The 16,721-nt window shown below is 46.0% G+C and carries 22 protein-coding genes and 1 pseudogene; all 23 read right to left on the bottom strand.

Annotation, left to right across the window (positions count from 1 at the left end; all coding sequences use genetic code 11):
• Positions 1–10: 10 nt before the first annotated feature.
• The 23 genes and pseudogenes from MTO98_RS09765 to MTO98_RS09660 all read right to left on the bottom strand — a co-directional run bounded on the left by MTO98_RS09765 (position 11) and on the right by MTO98_RS09660 (position 16,619).
• Entirely contained in the window at positions 11–673 is a 663-nt protein-coding gene (locus tag MTO98_RS09765) for a hypothetical protein (protein WP_243486469.1), read from the bottom strand.
• Between the two features lie 92 nt (positions 674–765).
• Positions 766–975, bottom strand: coding sequence for a hypothetical protein (locus MTO98_RS09760; RefSeq protein WP_243486468.1), 210 nt, complete (start codon positions 973–975; stop codon positions 766–768).
• Positions 972–1,259 carry a helix-turn-helix domain-containing protein gene (locus MTO98_RS09755; protein WP_243486467.1) on the bottom strand — a complete coding sequence of 96 codons (288 nt, stop codon included), beginning with the start codon at positions 1,257–1,259 and terminating at the stop codon, positions 972–974. The genes MTO98_RS09760 and MTO98_RS09755 overlap by 4 nt, the downstream gene beginning before the upstream one ends.
• A gap of 17 nt (positions 1,260–1,276) precedes the next feature.
• Positions 1,277–1,567 (bottom strand): hypothetical protein, encoded by a 291-nt coding sequence (locus MTO98_RS09750; protein WP_243486466.1) that lies wholly within the window; start codon positions 1,565–1,567, stop codon positions 1,277–1,279.
• Positions 1,568–1,585: 18 nt separating this feature from the next.
• Complete coding sequence (locus tag MTO98_RS09745; RefSeq protein WP_243486465.1) at positions 1,586–2,689, bottom strand: hypothetical protein; 1,104 nt, start codon at positions 2,687–2,689, stop codon at positions 1,586–1,588.
• A gap of 21 nt (positions 2,690–2,710) precedes the next feature.
• Positions 2,711–3,673 carry a hypothetical protein gene (locus tag MTO98_RS09740; protein ID WP_243486464.1) on the bottom strand — a complete coding sequence of 321 codons (963 nt, stop codon included), beginning with the start codon at positions 3,671–3,673 and terminating at the stop codon, positions 2,711–2,713.
• 96 nt (positions 3,674–3,769) lie between these two features.
• Entirely contained in the window at positions 3,770–4,486 is a 717-nt protein-coding gene (locus MTO98_RS09735; RefSeq protein WP_243486463.1) for a hypothetical protein, read from the bottom strand.
• Positions 4,487–4,508: 22 nt separating this feature from the next.
• Positions 4,509–4,817: pseudogene (locus tag MTO98_RS34445) on the bottom strand (DNA cytosine methyltransferase); the annotation flags it as partial.
• Between the two features lie 52 nt (positions 4,818–4,869).
• Positions 4,870–5,709: a conjugative transposon protein TraN gene (gene traN / locus MTO98_RS09730; RefSeq protein ID WP_243486462.1), complete on the bottom strand. Its 840-nt coding sequence runs from the start codon at positions 5,707–5,709 to the stop codon at positions 4,870–4,872.
• Positions 5,710–5,774: 65 nt separating this feature from the next.
• Complete coding sequence (traM, locus tag MTO98_RS09725) at positions 5,775–7,076, bottom strand: conjugative transposon protein TraM (RefSeq protein ID WP_243486461.1); 1,302 nt, start codon at positions 7,074–7,076, stop codon at positions 5,775–5,777.
• 24 nt (positions 7,077–7,100) lie between these two features.
• On the bottom strand, positions 7,101–7,562 hold the full coding sequence (locus MTO98_RS09720) for a hypothetical protein (RefSeq protein WP_243486460.1): 462 nt from the start codon (positions 7,560–7,562) through the stop codon (positions 7,101–7,103).
• A 1-nt stretch (position 7,563) separates the two neighbouring features.
• Entirely contained in the window at positions 7,564–8,181 is a 618-nt protein-coding gene (gene traK / locus MTO98_RS09715; RefSeq protein ID WP_243486459.1) for a conjugative transposon protein TraK, read from the bottom strand.
• Between the two features lie 13 nt (positions 8,182–8,194).
• Complete coding sequence (gene traJ, locus MTO98_RS09710) at positions 8,195–9,445, bottom strand: conjugative transposon protein TraJ (protein ID WP_243486458.1); 1,251 nt, start codon at positions 9,443–9,445, stop codon at positions 8,195–8,197.
• A 16-nt stretch (positions 9,446–9,461) separates the two neighbouring features.
• Positions 9,462–10,097: a TerB family tellurite resistance protein gene (locus tag MTO98_RS09705; protein ID WP_243486457.1), complete on the bottom strand. Its 636-nt coding sequence runs from the start codon at positions 10,095–10,097 to the stop codon at positions 9,462–9,464.
• 7 nt (positions 10,098–10,104) lie between these two features.
• Positions 10,105–10,749, bottom strand: a complete 645-nt coding sequence (locus MTO98_RS09700) for a hypothetical protein (RefSeq protein WP_243486456.1) — start codon at positions 10,747–10,749, stop codon at positions 10,105–10,107.
• Between the two features lie 19 nt (positions 10,750–10,768).
• Positions 10,769–11,443 (bottom strand): conjugal transfer protein TraI, encoded by a 675-nt coding sequence (locus MTO98_RS09695; protein WP_243486455.1) that lies wholly within the window; start codon positions 11,441–11,443, stop codon positions 10,769–10,771.
• A complete protein-coding gene (locus MTO98_RS09690; protein ID WP_243486454.1) occupies positions 11,440–11,838 on the bottom strand; it encodes a hypothetical protein in 399 nt (132 codons plus the stop codon). Before MTO98_RS09690 ends, MTO98_RS09695 begins: the two co-directional genes overlap by 4 nt.
• 62 nt (positions 11,839–11,900) lie before the next feature.
• Positions 11,901–14,378, bottom strand: a complete 2,478-nt coding sequence (locus MTO98_RS09685) for a TraG family conjugative transposon ATPase (RefSeq protein WP_243486453.1) — start codon at positions 14,376–14,378, stop codon at positions 11,901–11,903.
• A gap of 24 nt (positions 14,379–14,402) precedes the next feature.
• Positions 14,403–14,735 (bottom strand): DUF4133 domain-containing protein, encoded by a 333-nt coding sequence (locus tag MTO98_RS09680; protein WP_243486452.1) that lies wholly within the window; start codon positions 14,733–14,735, stop codon positions 14,403–14,405.
• Positions 14,736–14,740: 5 nt separating this feature from the next.
• On the bottom strand, positions 14,741–15,181 hold the full coding sequence (locus MTO98_RS09675) for a DUF1896 family protein (protein WP_243486451.1): 441 nt from the start codon (positions 15,179–15,181) through the stop codon (positions 14,741–14,743).
• A gap of 8 nt (positions 15,182–15,189) precedes the next feature.
• On the bottom strand, positions 15,190–15,621 hold the full coding sequence (locus tag MTO98_RS09670; protein WP_243486450.1) for a hypothetical protein: 432 nt from the start codon (positions 15,619–15,621) through the stop codon (positions 15,190–15,192).
• Positions 15,622–15,628: 7 nt separating this feature from the next.
• Positions 15,629–15,907 (bottom strand): DUF4134 domain-containing protein, encoded by a 279-nt coding sequence (locus tag MTO98_RS09665; protein ID WP_243487922.1) that lies wholly within the window; start codon positions 15,905–15,907, stop codon positions 15,629–15,631.
• Positions 15,908–16,169: 262 nt separating this feature from the next.
• On the bottom strand, positions 16,170–16,619 hold the full coding sequence (locus MTO98_RS09660) for a hypothetical protein (RefSeq protein WP_243486449.1): 450 nt from the start codon (positions 16,617–16,619) through the stop codon (positions 16,170–16,172).
• Positions 16,620–16,721: the final 102 nt, after the last annotated feature.

Below are 16,721 nucleotides of genomic sequence, written 5' to 3'. Positions count from 1 at the left end.
TGCGACTTAATTATAACCAATCCTCAAAACCATATTCCGGCGTGTAAATAAAAAACCGTTCTGCCGTTTTACCTGTATCTACTATAACTTCATCAAAATTTCCATCAACACCAAAGTCTTCCGGAAATTCTTCTATGAGCATATCAATACAGGCATGGTAAAATTCATCTTCATTTTCAAACTGCATCCGCATAGCCAGCGCCAGAATAGGTATCAGGGTGATGTCAGACAAATCAATTGCATTCTCGATGATATTTCCGGGGCCATCTTTAATGCTTTCAATTAACAAAGAAAAATCCCTCCATGACTGCTCCTTTGAAAATTGCATTGTTTTCTTGTTTATGTACTTATGCTCTTGCTGATCCCAATATAGTTTCCAGGCATTATAGATATCTATAATCAGGTTTTCGTTTGTGATTTCATCATGTTCATCAAATAATGAAACCCATAGATCAAAGGGCGTTTCCGTATAAATCAGGGTATAGTCGCTTTGAAAATAGGTTTTAAATTCCCAAAGCAGGTCATTATAATGGCAGATCCGATAGGTTGTGTCCTCATAATAAGCAAGTACGAGGCGATCTGATTTAAATTGAAATTCGCTTTCTTCGGCATCTGTAAACTGCATAAATGCTTCTTTGTATTCTTTTACCGGGCGTGAAATTTGGGCATCCATTAGGTACAGATTTGCTGCAATTTTAGCGTTTTTGAGGCAAAGAACAGTACCAATGTTCCCAAATTAACAATTGCTACAGTTTTCCCTTGCGACTATACCTTTTCCCAAAGCCACTGCCATGCCCGCATTTTCCAGTCTTTGATAACATTGCCCCTTTTATTCCGCCACTGCTTCACCTGGTAGGACCTGTAAAAAGCAAGGGCAGTAATTTCGTTACTGCCCTTTTCGATAAACCATATTACTACAATGTTCTTGTCAGGAGGGATTTGATTACCGTAGCCCTTTATCTGCTTTCCTTTCATTGCTTATCCTTTGGGCCGATTTTATTTTTCTCAAACATTTTATCGATGTCCTCCTGATCATAATAAAGGGAGCCGCCAATACGCATATAAGTCAATACACCGCTTTTGCGCATGGTCTGCAATTTACCGGGGGAAACGCCAAGGAGCTTCCGTACTTCCCTTGTTTTGAGCCACTTTTTCTCTGGCTGCCCTTTACCTGTTTTTATAAGCCTGCCGATTTCTGTAAATAATTCAGCCTTGAAATTTGTCAGGTCTTCAAGGGTTACTAATTGTTTTGGGTTCATGCTGCATCATTTCTTTTTCACTGTCCACAATTATTCATAAATTTCAATTTGACCCTGCTGCCAAAGCCCTTATAATAGGATGGCTCATAATCAATAAAGCCGTATTCGTCCAATTCCCGAATCAGGCGGTGATAAGTAGCTGTACTCGATATTTTAGCCTTTGGCATTATCGTAAGCGCGGAAATAAGCTTTGGGGCTGTTAGCTCATCTTCCTTCCAGTTTTGGAGCAGGGCAACATATAACCCGATATGGGCAATACTGATCCTGGCATCGGTAGATGCTTTTTGAAAAAATAGATCGAGTAACATTGAATAGCCCATTGCGATTTATTGCCTTACTGCCTTGCGGCCTTTTCTCGTTTGTTGCCTGTCTTTGCGATGTTCCAGCTTCCGGACATTGGAATTTCTGTTCACTTGGTTAGTTTGCTGCTTAGGGACAAGGTTCACCACATTGGCAGTTTTAGTTTCGTTGGCCTTAGCTTGCTGTAACATAACCTTACCACCGGATGGCTCAAATACCGATAGCTCTTTCTTTTGCGGGTTGGCCTCAATGCTATAAGGCAGGTCTTTACCGTTAACGTTCAACAGTACATTTACCCTTTCCCCATTTGCAAGCCTGTTTAGGAGTAAACCAATCCCTTTACCGGATTCACTTTCAGCAAGGGGAAGCTTTTGTAATTCTTTACTAAGGTTGATATTATGGCTTTCGGTAAAATGTTTATGCCGGTAATTACCGTTTGCATCGCGGTCATTAAAATCAAGCTGCTGCCAGCTCCCTTTTGCATCCTGTATCGCCCTTCCGGATAATAGCTGGTAAGCCTGGTTTGCGGAATATACCTTGCCGGCATCCTTTTCAAATACCTGCCATTTTTGTTCTGCATTGCCTTGCCTGGATAAGGTTGCCTTATAACTTTCAAACTGGCAATTACCGTCAGCGCCGGTTTTAAAATGCAACAGGTAATCCATACGGTCGCGCTCACTCAGGCCAAAGGAAACAGGCAGGGTAAAATCCCTGTTGCCCTGTTTTAATTGCTCTTCCATTTTCAGTACCAATTTCCCAAACCCTGCGCTGCGCATTTCTTTTGCAATAGTGTCCATGCGCTGACCGGAAACGGTTTTATGATCGCGGACAAGGCGTTGTAAGGTTACTGCGTCCAGTAGCCTTACAACAAGCCTTACAATTAAATTGGGATACAGCTTGCGTTCCATTGCGCGTTTTTCCATCTGGAGCACACGCATCGACATGCGTGCATCCAGGTTATCGCTGCCTGTATGTTTGGCACGCAGGTGGTTATAATAGTCCAGCTTTTCTTTTTGCCAGGTGCCGCTTTTGATTTTATCATCGGTCAGGAACCCTTTACTTACAAGCTGCCTTTCCCTTTCGTCCCAGGCCTGCATATCCTTAGCCAGTGCGCCTTCGCTCTGTTCCATAGCTAAAAATTTAAATGGTGATTAATGGCCTATGCCGCTACGCCTGCCTGCCCTGCGGTTTGTGGCCTGCCGCATGTTATGACGGCCACTGCTTACCTGATTATTTGTTTGAGCCTGCTTACCGGCCTGTGCATTGCTGTTAGTATTAACATTTGCCTGAGTGTTATTATTTGCCTGCCCTTGTTTCTGTTCAGTGGGTTCGTTTGAAGTGGCCTGCGATGCCTTATTTTCCGTCCCGCTCTTTTGGCTTTGGGACGTACCATCAGCCGTACTTTGCCTGGCGCTATTTTCCTCACCCTGTTTTTGGCTACCCACATTCAGGTTAAATGCGGGAACAGTTTTGAAGTTTTGAAATTGGGGGTTTACAACAATGCCCTTTACAACGTCGCCTTCACGGATATTTACTTCATTGCCCTTAGCCAGTTTGTCTATCAGGTTTTTTCGGATAATGGGGTCATCCATGTTCGCTATTTTTGAATTTTGCAACTGGGTATCCAACGGAAAGTTGTCCCTTTTTACTACCGGATAATTGCCACCGGGCGTCTTCCTTGTAAAGTCAAAGCGTATCCATGATTCAGACCTTATCTTAGATTCTTTATCTACAAAATCCTTTAGTACGGCCCGGCCATAACCCTTTGCATCCAGGTCCATCATGTTATAGGCTTCCTTTAGGGTGATCGTACTGTTTGCCCATTTACCTTCGGCATCTTTTAATGGATTTTCCGTATAAACTGTTTGCTTGATCGGTTCAATACCATCTTTTTTCAGCATCACATCATAACTGTTGAAATAATATTCATTCCTTTTTTCGTCCCATGTGATATGGGCGACAGCTTCGGTATTATGCTTAAAGTTCGGCTGGTAATGAAGGTCGAACGATGGTTCATTCTTTGCTATACGCTCCCTGATCTCATTTTCAAATGCATCACCGAATCCGGCAAATTTTACCTTGTTTACCAGGTTATCTACATACTTGGCTTCCATAATTTTAATTTTTAATTTTTAGTTTTTAATTTATTTTGTTGATTGTCTTAAATATTTCAAATGCAATCTGTGGTACTATGGCATTACCATAGCCTTTTATGCTTTCTGTGCGCCATTTTGGAACGGTAATTCCGTCCAGTTGAAAGGGAAGCCCATCATTTCCGCCAGAAACCGGGGACTGAGTGGGCCATGCATCCCAGCCAGGAATTTTAGTGTCCCAGGCAGGCTGCCTTCCTTGCCCCTGTACTGCTTCGCCTGCGGCCCCTTCCAGTCCCGCGCTACCGGGGTTGGCAGCATAGCTACCAACCTGCCGAGGGTCAAGCTGTGCATACTGCCATCCTTCACCTGCGAAGACTTCATACGCGCTGTTGCTGTTGTGCTGTCCATGGCTGTTACCGTCGGGATCAGCCCATGTTCCGCTGCTATAACGATCAGCGCGTCGATGATCGAACGCTGCTTGGTTGAACCATCCCTGCCCGTCCTTTCCGTCAGCTCCATCGTTTGGGTATCTATGGAAATCCTGCCGATCTGTACCGTTGCCGGCGTAGGCAACAAACCAGACCCTGTCCCTGCGGTGTGGGGCATTGAGGGCGCAAGCTGGAATACACAAAACGATTGGTGTGCCGTCTTCGAGTTGCGGAAGTACATATCCTGCTGATCCGATTTCTGAAATAATGCTTCCAATGATTCTTCGCTGTAACCGGATGATGGTGCTGTTTGCCTGCTGCTCACCGTCCTTACAAAAAAGCTCAACCGCTTTGATTTCCATTTGAGATAAACTCTGCTGCTCCAAAATGGTGAAGAGCCCAGCAACGTTTTCAAGAACGACCCAGCGGGGCCTTGCTTCCATAATAACCCTTCGAGCTTCAGGCCAGAGGTATCGGTCATCTGTTTTGCCCTTTCGCTTCCCGGCAGTACTGAATGGCTGGCAGGGGAATCCCCCACTGATAATGTCAACGCGTCCTCGATACTGAGTTGCGTCGAACCGGTATATGTCTTCATAGCTTACCGCATGGGGCCAGTAATAATTCAGCACCTTACGGCAGAAGGGATCTTTTTCACAATTAAAGATATTGTCCCAACCTACCCATGTTGCGGCGAGGTCAAAGCCACCAATGCCGCTAAATAAACTTCCATGCCTCACTGTTCCGGCCCCACTTTTTTAAATATTAATGAATGGATTGCTTACAATTCGCTTACAGCAGTTTTGCCTTTACCAGTAGCTTGTTTTTAATCTTTAGGTCAAGGTTGCGGCCCCCGTTGCTTTCCATCAGTTGTGCCGTTAAAAACTTTTGGTCAGGGATGGTAAATTTTTGCAGCGTTACAACGATGGTCTGTTTGGACTGGCCGCGGATGATGCGGACATTGCCTGTTAGCTGCTCCGGCTGCAATTCAGTTTCCTGCGAAGCGGTACGTTTGGAACGTTTTTTATCATGGATGTAAAAACGTAACTGGTCTATGTTGTAGGCAAGGTTGGAGTTATTGCTAAGGCTGATCTGGAAATAAAGCATCTGGTCATGGATGTAGATGCCATCCAGGGACATTTCAATATCCGCCTTGCTGTCTTTGATATTTTTTAAGATGGGCTTTTTTAGCGCCACCTGCTGGCCGTAATCCTGTATACTGGCTTCGTTATCGCTGGTAAGCGAAAAGCGGGCATCTGTGTTGTTGATACCGGGACTGGCATCTACTTTAATGTTTAATGCTTTAGGCTTATCGGTATAATCGACGACATAAGAATATAGCTTGCCGTCTGCCGTAATAACGGTCAGGTTGGTTTCTGCAAAACCCTGTACGGCGGCCTTTACCTGTATGATGTTTTCTACGCCTTTGGCAACCTGTACGAGTAAATCCTTGCTGCCCTTGTCCACGCTCTTAACCGCATAGGGGAATATAAGGTTGGTGGTTTTTGCAAAGGTTACGGCAAGGAGTTGCGGTTGTATGACCTCCGATGTTTTTGTTTTGTCCTGTGCGAAGCCTGTCGCACCCATAAAAAGGATAAATCCCATTATCCATACTGCACTGATCTTTTTCACGTCCGGGAAATTTAAATGATGAATTAATTTTTAACCTGTTTTAAATGAAAGGCTGCCTTTAGCGGTTATTCTTCTCTTTGCTTATCATCGCGGAGTAAGACCTTATAGCCTGCCTTTACCATGACCTTGATAAGTTTTACCTTCCTGCTTAAAAATGATTTGGCGGCTTCAATACCTGCACCGGCGGCCTGTGCGCCCAGGCTCTGGTCAAAGCTGGTCAGGCCAAATGACTGAATGGAACGGTCGGCAGATTCCTTGGCAACATCGCGGGCTATGGCTCCGGGGATATAAATACCGTCCTGCCCGTCTATATCAAATACGGAAAGCTGAACCGGGAATAACGACTTTTTATACCGCAGGCTACTGATCTTAACAGTCAGCCTTTCGCCATCGAGGGAAACCGTACCATAGATAAAATTATCTTTCGGTACCACTGTACCGCTAACACTGATCGCATCAGTTAGCCTTAACTTAATGATAGAGCCGTTTACAAGCGTCTGGTCTTCGTGTACCACTGCCTCAATCGTATTCTGGTCATTAGGGCCTGCAAGGCTGTCATCCACACCATAGAAACCGGGGCTGTTATCTGTTTGCCCTGATAACTTTGCCTTACTGTTATCCAATACAGAAATCCGCTGCCTGCCTTCGGCAGGCTTAACGGCGTAAACCCGTCCCTGTCGCTGGTCTTCGGATGCCTTGATCTTTTCCTTTACAAGCTCCGGGTGCTGTATGTCCAGGATCTTTTCAAGCATCCCGTTAAGCTGCTTTGTCTGCGGGTCGTCCGTATCGCTGCCGGATTGCATGGTACGCATCATCTTTTCGAGCCGGTCAACATCTGCTGTATTTAGCCCGCTTTGCTGCGGTGTATAATTGGGTTGCGTCATATAAGGAGAAGATTGCTGTTGCTGCTGCTGATTGAGCGCCTTGTTTAACGCACCGAGCTTTTCATAGACCTTTGCCTCTGGCGAATTGGGGTTACTAAAGCCGGTCGTTGTAAACGTAGTACCGACTGTGGGATTGGAGCCGGCAGCTGGATTTTGCCCTATCCCTGAATCAGCATTGGGTATTACATTACCTGCACCACCATGATAATATGGGTCGGCCTGGCCCTGTTCCTTACGCTTTGCTGAATCCATGGTGGCCTGGTCGTAATAGGCCATCTTATCCATATCCTTTTTTTCAAGGCGGGGATCGGGAAGCTGTGCGTTAAACCCTTTGTCCTTATCCGTCATGGTTACAGCAGTAGCCTGGCCGCCACCCAATGCGTAAAAGCCAAGCGTAAGGAAGGGCAGCGCTAAAATGGGCAGCGCCACCAATAGCTTTTTTCGTTGCTGCGCTTTATTTGGCAGTATCTTTTTTTCGTTCATCTTCTTTTTTTTATCTGGTTATAACTATTTGCAGTAAAGCCTTTCGACCGTTTCAAGGCTATCCATCAATCCGGGGCGGGCCTTTAATAAACTATCCCTTTGCCTTTTGCCGTCCGGGGTTTTGGCGAGGCTATCAAGATAGTTTTGAAACCGGATAATGGGTATCAGGGCTTTTTGTGAAACCGTTGCCGGAATGTTTTTTTTTGCTGTTACCTGGCTCAGTGGCCTTTGGATCGAACCCAACCGCAGCGTGGTAGTATTGCCCTTGCCAAAACTCATGGCAATAAGCGAACTGCAATAGCAAACCATTACTGCGATGCCTACTATCCAAAATACCTTTTGCCCTTTGGGGCTTAGCTTTGACATCAGCCGGTTCATGGCCGATACCCATTTTTCCCGTACCTTGATGATGCGCCTTGCAATCCATCCGGCTGCTTTGTCGGCTGCCGCATTTGGTGGGGTGGCCTTTGTTTTTCTCCATTTCATCTTATCTGTTTTTTACGTTTAAATCCTTGTTTTCAAGCACCCGCCAGTTTTCGATCAAAAAACCATGCGGATTATTATCACTTTGGTCAACCCTTCTCAGGTAACCTTCGGTAATGAGGCTGCGGGTAACGATGGTCGTTGCGCGGGTGATCTCTACCGTACCGAAATACTTGAAGTAGAATGGCTGGTGGTCGGTATTTAATGTTATGCTGTCTTTGTGTACCGTCTGGCTCACATTGCCGGAAATGATATTGCTGTAATAGTTCCCTTCCTTTAGGTCATCATATACCCGCTTGGCAGAGCCGTCCGCCAGATACAGGGCTTGCGTGATACCAACCTGTATGTGTTTATCATCCGGGGTCAGCGTAAAGAAATACTGGTGGAAGGTCTTGATATGGTCGCGGGCCTCTACCGGTATCTTTTCGCCACGGTCTGCTGCCTTTGCTACCAGCGCCTTGCCGTCATCGAGCACATAGATCACCTGTTGGGCCTTGCTTGCCAGATGGAAGAATGCAAAGCTGATCGCGCCGCTAAACAGTATTACTGCAATAAGCGCTATAATAAAAAAGCTGCGCATCTGCCTAAAGGCAGTATCAATGTTTTTTGTCTTGCTGAACATAGCTGCCTCCTTTTTATGAATCTGATTTACCGGATAACTTATCTTTCATGTAAGCTGCCGAACGCCCGATTGACCTACCGATAGCTCCGGATGCCCCGCTGCCATCACTGCCGTTGTAACCGGCATTGATATTTCCCGGAATATTACCGATTGCGCTGAGTGCGCTGCCTGTCCTGTTGATGCCTTCGTTTGCAAGGCCGGCGCCTACCCCCACGGCCCCGCCGCCAACTGTCATCGACATATTGGTCACTTTACTCAGCATCGGTCCCATGCCTGCGGCATGGATGATATTGTTGGCAACGGAGGGTACCGTAAAATAGCCGATGATGCCAATTATCATAAATACCAGGTAGCCCGTATCCGCCGCGTTAAAGGCCGTATCGCCACCACTGTGGATCTGGCTAAGGTCGATCTGGAGCATCTGTTGCTGTATGTTGCCGATAATGGCACCGAATATATTGGCTACCGGCAGCCACAGGAAGATGTTGATATACCTTGCAAGCCAGGCTGTGAGCGTATGCTGCAAGCCGTCGAAGACGGCAAAGCCAAAGACCAGCGGGCCGACGATGGCAAGGACGATCAGCTGAAAGGTGCGCAGCGTATTGATACATAGGGCTGCTGCCACAAAGAGTACCTGTAAAATCTCACTCATCCAGCGTTTTACCGAGTTTGCAAAATTGTAGGACATCTTTGCCATGGCAAACTGTACATCGGTGCCGATACTTGCAAATACGCCCTGATCTGAAGCATCCTGGCCCGGATGGGTGTACTTAAACCATTTATCCTTATCGCCATCACCGTTGGCACCCACGTACATATCATAGGCCGGGCTGTTTTTTACCGCATCGTCCTTTTGCTTCAGCAGTGCGGCAACAGCTTTATCGGAATTCTGTACCATTGCAGAGGTACCGGTAACAGTAGGCTGCAAAATGCCGTTCATCAGCGCGATCACCGAAGGGAATATCACGATACAGAAGCCAAGTACAAAAGGCCGGAACAGCGGGTAAAAGTCGATGGGTTCGGCCGCTGCAATATGCTTCCATACGCGTGAAGCGATATAAAAAATAGCGCCAAAGCCCGCTATGCCGCGGCCTACGCCGGTTAGCTGGCTACACATAGGCAGCATCTGGTTGTAGAGGTTTTCCAGTACGCTCTGCAGGCTGCCGATCTGGGAGGCAAGGCCGCTGCCATCCTGCGCATGGCCTGCAAGAGGCAGGACGATGGCCAGCAGTGATAGACATAAAATCGTTCTTATTTTTTTCATTTGCTTATCTGTTTTTTTAGTTGATGCCATACATTGTTTTTACGCCCTGGTTTTCCTGTAAAGCCTTCTGCCTTTGGGCTGCCAGCAGCGCAGTAGAGCTATTGAAAGAGCGCAGGAACTGTAGTTTGTCTGCCATATCCGCATCTATATGGTCTATGGCTTTTATGCGCTCATCATCACTCATCCTGAGCTTGTTTGCTGTTATCACATTGGTAAGTTCATCGAGGTTTGTAAGGCTCTGGCTGATCAGGTTGCCGTACACATTTTGGAGGTAAGTGATCTCCGGGGCGCTGAAACCACCGTTAGCCTTAAAACTGCTCAGGGCGGATTTATATTCAGAAATAAGGAGCAGTTGGTTACTGATAATATCCGCTATCTTATGGTATTTCTGAACCGTTGGGCTTACTGCAAGCAGCCCTGTAAGAAAAGTATTATGCAGGTTAAAGTTGCCTTCGGAAATATCCTTTATCGTACCATAGCCTTTATCGAGTACATCATAGCCAGTCTTTAGGTCAGAAAGGATCTGTTTATATTGCGTCAGCTTTTCTACGTTTAAAAGTAACTGCTCAATTTCTGCGGCCTGCGCATGGGCGGGCTTGCTTTGTAGTAGGCCTGCCAGTAGTAGCAGTATGGAAAGGATTGCTGTTTTCATATCGGTTTTAGTTTTTGATACCGTACCAGGTGATGATCGTATTTGTATTGCTTTGGTCTTTTTTCTTTTGGGCGGCCATGACTTCAATGCTGTTGCCATAATCGCGGGCAAAATCATACTGGGACTGCGTCTCCCCATACAGCTTATCAATGCGCCTTATACGCTCATCGTCCTTCATCTGTAGTTTTCCGGGCGTGGTAACATCCTGTAGCTCTTGTAAGGTGCTGAGGCAATCGGCGCTAAGCCTGTCAAAGACGCTGCCTATATAGGCAAGCTCCGAGGGGGCAAAGGCACCGGATTTTCCGGCATTGTTTTTAAGTTGTGAAACGGCTGACTGGATGCTGTGTTGGATGCTGATAATATCTGCAACCCTGGGATATTTTGCTACTTCGGGGCTTACAACACTCAGCGAATTAAAGTAAGCAGTATGCTGGCCGAGGTCACCATTTTTTATGTCCCCGATGGCGGTAAGCCCTTTCTTTGCTGCATCGTAGCCTTTTTTAAGCTCTGTCATGTAAGCTTCCAAAGCGGCGATCTGTTCGAGGAGATATTTTTTCTGTGTCTTCTTTTGCTCAAACCATTCCGCAAAGGTCTGTGCCTTACAAAGCGGCCCTATGCAGGTGAGCAGCATTAGGAGTGTTATCTTTTTCATTGCTTTCCGGATTGAAAAATTATTGGATGCCATACATTTTCTTTACGGTTGCTATTTCATTGGAATCATGGGCGCGTTGGAGGCTGAGCAGGGCGTTTTGCTGCGTGAACCTTGCAAGGTCGGTGCAGTTGCCGTCTACCTTTTTATCTACCGCGTTAATGATCTCCAGCCGCTTTTGATCGCTCATCTGTGTTTTAAAGGAGCTGATCACCATCGTGAGCTGTTCCACGTTGCTGGCTGTTTCGGTAATGATGCCACTGTAAACCGAACCCATATATTGGATTTCAGACGCCGTAAAATGATGATCGGATTGGACGGTCGCCCAGGCCGTATTATAATTTTTGATAAGCTGCTGCTCTTTGGTGGTAATATCCTTTACCCGTTCATAAAGGCTGATGATGGTTTTTACCTTTTGCAGCTCGTCAAAGTAATTTGCATAAAGGTCTTTTTGCTTTTGCGCCCACTGTGAGATGTCATTTAGCTTTAGTTTTGACATGGTATTTTCCAGTGTCTTTTGTGCATCCTGCAACCAGATCACCTTGTTTTGTTCCCTTTGTATTTCAAGGTCCACTGCAACGATTACTTTTTTAATGGCCGCTTTGATGATCTCCAAAATGAAAAGCTGGGCATGTGCCTTCTGGCTGTAAAGCAGTGTGCCGCAAAAAAATATTAGGATGGCTGCTATCTTTTTCATGATTGTCTTATTTGGGATGCTTTATAAACTTCTACTATGGCTTCGCCTGTTGCGGAAACACTTTCGAAATACACCGATCTGTTGGCAGTATCAAAAAGGATGCTGCGCGTACCGCCGATTTCCCTGAGCCGGTTACCGGTCTTTGGGTCAAACCTTGCAAGCCAACTATACTCCCTTTGTAAAGCGCCTTTAAGAAAGTATTGCTGCAAAACCCTGTAATAGCCTCCATAATCACCAATGGTGAGCGCAATCATGGTGTAGCCGCCTTTAGCGGTATCGCCTGGCCATGGCTTTTCATAAACCCGCTCGATCAGTTGGAGGCTTTCGCCCACCCGTAAAAGGAAAAGGCCGGCAGCTGCTACCCATTGTTTTATCTTTTGCGTGTATTTATTCATTACCGATTTTTTTTGGTTGCCACCGCCATAAATGAGGGATGGCGGGTTGTGAAATGAAATGATTAACGGGAAGTGTTTTTTATTTTCTGGTCATCCAACAGGGCCGCAATGCCTTTTTCAATGCTGCCAAAACGTTTGGCGTACTCGGCCACCTTTACCTTTTCGCTTTGCTCCGTGGTATAGGCGTAATATTCTTCGGGGGATACTTCGGTACGGTAAACCTTGCTGAGCATACCACCTAATGAAATGAATACTTCCTTGTACCTTCGGAAGGGATCGTTTGCCTTATTGACGGAAAGCACCATTGCCTTTTCCTTATCGGTCAGGCCAAGGAGTTCCTGGATGGAATCAAATTTGTTCTGGTATTTGCGCTGGTCAAGCAGTATCTTACAATCGCTGTTATTTACAATAGCCTGCTTAACCACCTGTGAGCTGATAATATCCTCAATTTCCTGCGTTACGACAATAGCCTCACCAAAAAACTTGCGGACCGTCTTAAACAGGTACTTGATGTATTCGGCAAACCCTTCCTTCATCAACGCTTTCCAAGCTTCTTCAATCAGGATCATTTTACGAACCCCGTTTAGCTTGCGCATCTTGTTGATGAATACGGACATGATGATAATGGTTACCACCGGAAAGAGCGTCTGATGGCCCTTAATATTATCCAGCTCAAAAACAATAAACCTTTCAGTAAGCAGGTTAAGATTTTCATGTGCGTTTAGTAAATAATCAAATTCGCCCCCTTTGTAGTATGGGCGCAGGACGTATAAAAAATTATTGATGTCAAAGTCCTTCTCCTTTACGTTATCGAGTTTCAGGACGGATACAAAATCATCTTTTAGGAACTCATAGAAGGTATCAAAGCATGGAAATATGGAATCGTCCCTTTCGAGTTTTTCAAAATACATCGTTATCACGTTCGATAAAGCCACGTATTCGCTGCGCTTAAATTCTTCGTCGTCTTTTTTCCAGAGCGCCAGCAACAATGTTTTGATGCTTTCCTTTTTTTCTGTGTCGAGGCTGTCGCCTTCACCAATGAAAAACGGGTTAAATTTTATGGGGTTATTTTCCTCATAGGTAAAATAATAACCGCCCACCATATCGCATAAGCCTTTATAGCTATGGCCTACATCGACCAGAACGATATGTGTCCCCTGTTCATAGTAGCTCCTTACCATGTGGTTTGTAAAAAAGGATTTGCCGCTACCGGATGGGCCAAGAATAAATTTGTTGCGGTTGGTACAGATGCCAAGCTGCATCGGCTCATCTGAAATATCCACATGGACGGGTTTGCCGGTCAGGCGGTCGCCCAAACGGATACCTACCGGGCTAAGGGAACTGCGGTAGCCTGTTTCCAGGTTAAAGAAGCAGGCACCCTGGCCGGAAAAGGTATCGAAAGTATCATTCATCGGAAAGTCCGCAGCATTGCCGGGGATGCCTGCCCAAAAAATTTGAGCGGCGCCCGAAGTTTCCTGTTTGGCAACAGCGTCCATCTGCGCAAGGGCTGAACTGACCTGATTCTTTAAGTCTTTGAGCTGCTCTTTTTCCGACGTCCAGACCAGGATATTAAAGTGCGCCTTTACCGGTTGGTGCTGCTCACCGATTGCTTCATTTAAAAAATCATTAGTCGCATCGCGGGCAATACTGTTTTCGCGGCTATAGGCAGAAAGTGAGTTCAGGCGCAGCCTTTTGCTTTCAAGCTTTTGCAGGGTCTTTTGTGCATCGTCGGTAAAAATATACTGGTTATAGATATGGTTGCAGGGAAGCAACTGACCAAGCGTGGAAGCAAAACCGATACTGAACTTTGCCTTATCGGTGCTGTACTTATCGTAGTTGATCCTGGAGCCGCATAAGGCCGGAAGGTCAGCAGCATCGCCCAAAGTAAAAAGCTGGCAGTGCTGCCCGCCGACTTTAATATCGCTGCCTTGAAAGGCTATATCCTTTATGATGAAATTATCGGTTTCTTCTGCAAGGAAGCAATACCTTTCAATCAGGCCCATCTTGCGCCTGTGACTGTAAAGGTCATCTTCTTTTAGTCGTTCCATCTTTATAAATCCGCTGTCTTCCATGATCTGGCGGAACTGGCCGCAGCAGTCGATGAAATCCTGTAATTGTGTGCTGCTGAGCGTTTGCTCTGGTACGATGTTTTTGCGGAGCAGGTTGGAAAACAAAGATGTGGCGGCCTTCCTGCCTGCGGGTTTTTTGGTAAGGAATATATAGCAACTATGGTCGAGGTAAGGCCTTTCATTAAAGAACCGTTCACTGCTGCGCGATAAAAAGCTATCGCCTGCTTTTTTAAAATCCGGTTGGTATTTGCTGTCGATAAACCAATCCTGCTTATGCAATACCGAATGTTTGGGCAGTACCTTGATAGCCTTTACCCATGCCTGATGGAAGGCCTCGTAGTCACTGTCGGAAAGTGAAAATAGCTCAGGTAAGGTAACTTTATAGGCAAGGGTAATATCACCCTGCTTACTTAAAATACAATCGTGTTCGATGCCGAGAATCGGTAGTGTATCGTCCATCCACTTTTCCATGCTTTACTGTTCTTTAGGGGTGAATTACTGTTGTTTTGATTGCTCCGGTTTTATAAAAACCTTTCTGCTATTGGTCTTTATCAGTTTGGGTACGCTGCGTTTTGCCAGCTCTTTCATAAGGCCATGTTCGCCGTACCTGTTGCTCATGCCATATATCTTGTACACCAGGCCGGAACCGGACAAGAGGACAATGCCCATACAGATGTACTGGCTCACTCCAAGGATGTACATCACTGCAAAGAGGATGAGCAGGCAAAGCAGCCCGCCACCCAGGTACCAGATGTACTGAGCTTTGAGACCCTTAAACTCTATGCTGCGGTTAATGCCTTTATTGATCTGATATACACTGCCTGCCATACTGCTTAATTAAAATGTTCATGGATTTTTACAATGATGGTGTGGCGCAGCAAAGGGTTATTTTCATTTTCAGCAGAAAAGGAAAAGGCTTCAAACGCATCCTTGCAAAGCGTTATGAGTTTGATCGTCTCATAGCGCATCACACCACGCCTGCAAAGGCTTTCATGCTCCGTTGGAAAGTCCTCTTTTACGACCCTTGACAAGAAATTATACCGTGATGGCTTTAGATCAGCGGTAAGTTCGTTCATGGCAAGTTCCTCGATAGCGTAGCTTGGCTTATCTTCCCCAAGCAAGCGGCAGACAGTCGGCATTACTTTGCTCACCTTATCTTCGAGGTATGTTGACCACCTACACTGAGAAGTAAGGTCATCTAAGAGTTCCGGGTTGTTTTCGTGGATATAAGCGCGTAGCTTTTCCATCAGTAGATTGTACATAGCTCTTTCCATTTTGAGTTTTATAATCTTTTCCTGCTGTTTTTACTGCGATCTGCTTTCGTTTTGGGGGCCAACGTGGTCAGGCTTTGCACTTGCTTCGCGCGTTCACTTTGCTCAGTGGCTGGTAATCCTTGCCGCCTTGCAAGCCCAATGGGGTCAAGATCCTTTAAGGGTGGCACGAGAACGATACGTACATGTTCCGGTATCGAATCTCCAGGCCCGTAATTGCCCAGATACTTATTTTTAGTTGTCGTATCATAGAGGAAATGGGAAAAGCCCATTTCTTCCTGCACATCACCCAGGCTCATGCGGTTAAAGGGATTATCTACCTGCCGGAACTCATGCTTGTCAATATCTACCAGAAATAAGGTGCCATCAATGTTAATAGTAGGCAGTTCCTTTTGAATCTGCTGCTGCCCGGCTTTTGCGCGGTAGCCCATGTACTTTTCCATGCCCATATCAGGAACCGAAAAAGCCTTTTAAAACTGCTGCCACGACTACAAGGAAAATACAGCTACCAAACCAGGCGGCGGCAACTTTACTCGTATCCGGTTCGCCCGCATTCCATTTCTGGTACACCTTTACCGCTCCGATCAAACCCACGAGTGCGCCTACGGCGTACATCAGCGTTGTGCCGGTTGAAAAATAGCTGCGTACCTGCGTTGTTGCAGCCGTAATGCCGCTATTGCCATCCTGGGCTTTGCAATAGGTTGAAATACCTATGGCAGCCGTTAACATAAGGGCATATTTTGCCCTGCGGGATAGTCTTTCAATCCCCAACTTCACTTTTCTCATCTCCACTATGTTTTATTGTTCCTAATCAGGTAAGTAAATACCGATGGGTGCCTTCCATCCACATCCGATCGCCCACTCACGGCACCCACGGTATTTAATCTGTTTATTTCCGGCCTCCCCGCCTGTCAGGACAGGGGGCGGGAAATATGGCCGGTGCTTCCTTCAATCACTGTATCATTCAAAACAACCTGCACCGGCCGGTAATTTAGTGGGCTATCGCCTGCCATGCTTCGTCGAGTTCGTGTTCACTAAAGGCAACCCCGCAGATATCCTCTGAATGCTGTATGATAAAATTATTCATAGCCATACGGAAGGCAGGCTGGCGTAACCCGCCATAGTTTGCCAGTCGTTCTTTGAGCTTCCCCAAAAGCTCTTCTTTGCCGGCCACTTTGCCTGCCTTTTCCAGTATGGATATTTTTATGTCTTCTGCTATGGATTCCAGTTCATCGAACGCCTCACCCGGATCGGTATAGGCTTCTTCCCGTTCTTCTGTTAGGGCTTCCGGTTTTTCTTTTTTCACCGGCAGTTTGAGTTTACCTTTAAAGATTGCCTTGATCTCTTTTCTGTAATAGAGTACTGCGATGATTGCGTACCATAAGAGCATAATTGCTACTGCTGCTATCAGGTACTGGCCCCAGGTAATTCCTTTCAACATTGCTTTTCGTTTTTAATTGTTTAATCTTCCGGGAAACCGTTTCCCTTTGTTTCTGAAGCAAATGTGGGGTGGATTTAACTGCTGCTTTCTATACTACCAGTA

Origin of the sequence: Mucilaginibacter sp. SMC90 (assembly GCF_022811725.1) — a bacterium.
Classification (GTDB): Bacteria; Bacteroidota; Bacteroidia; order Sphingobacteriales; family Sphingobacteriaceae; genus Mucilaginibacter.
This window is presented reverse-complemented; position numbering and strand designations above follow the sequence as displayed.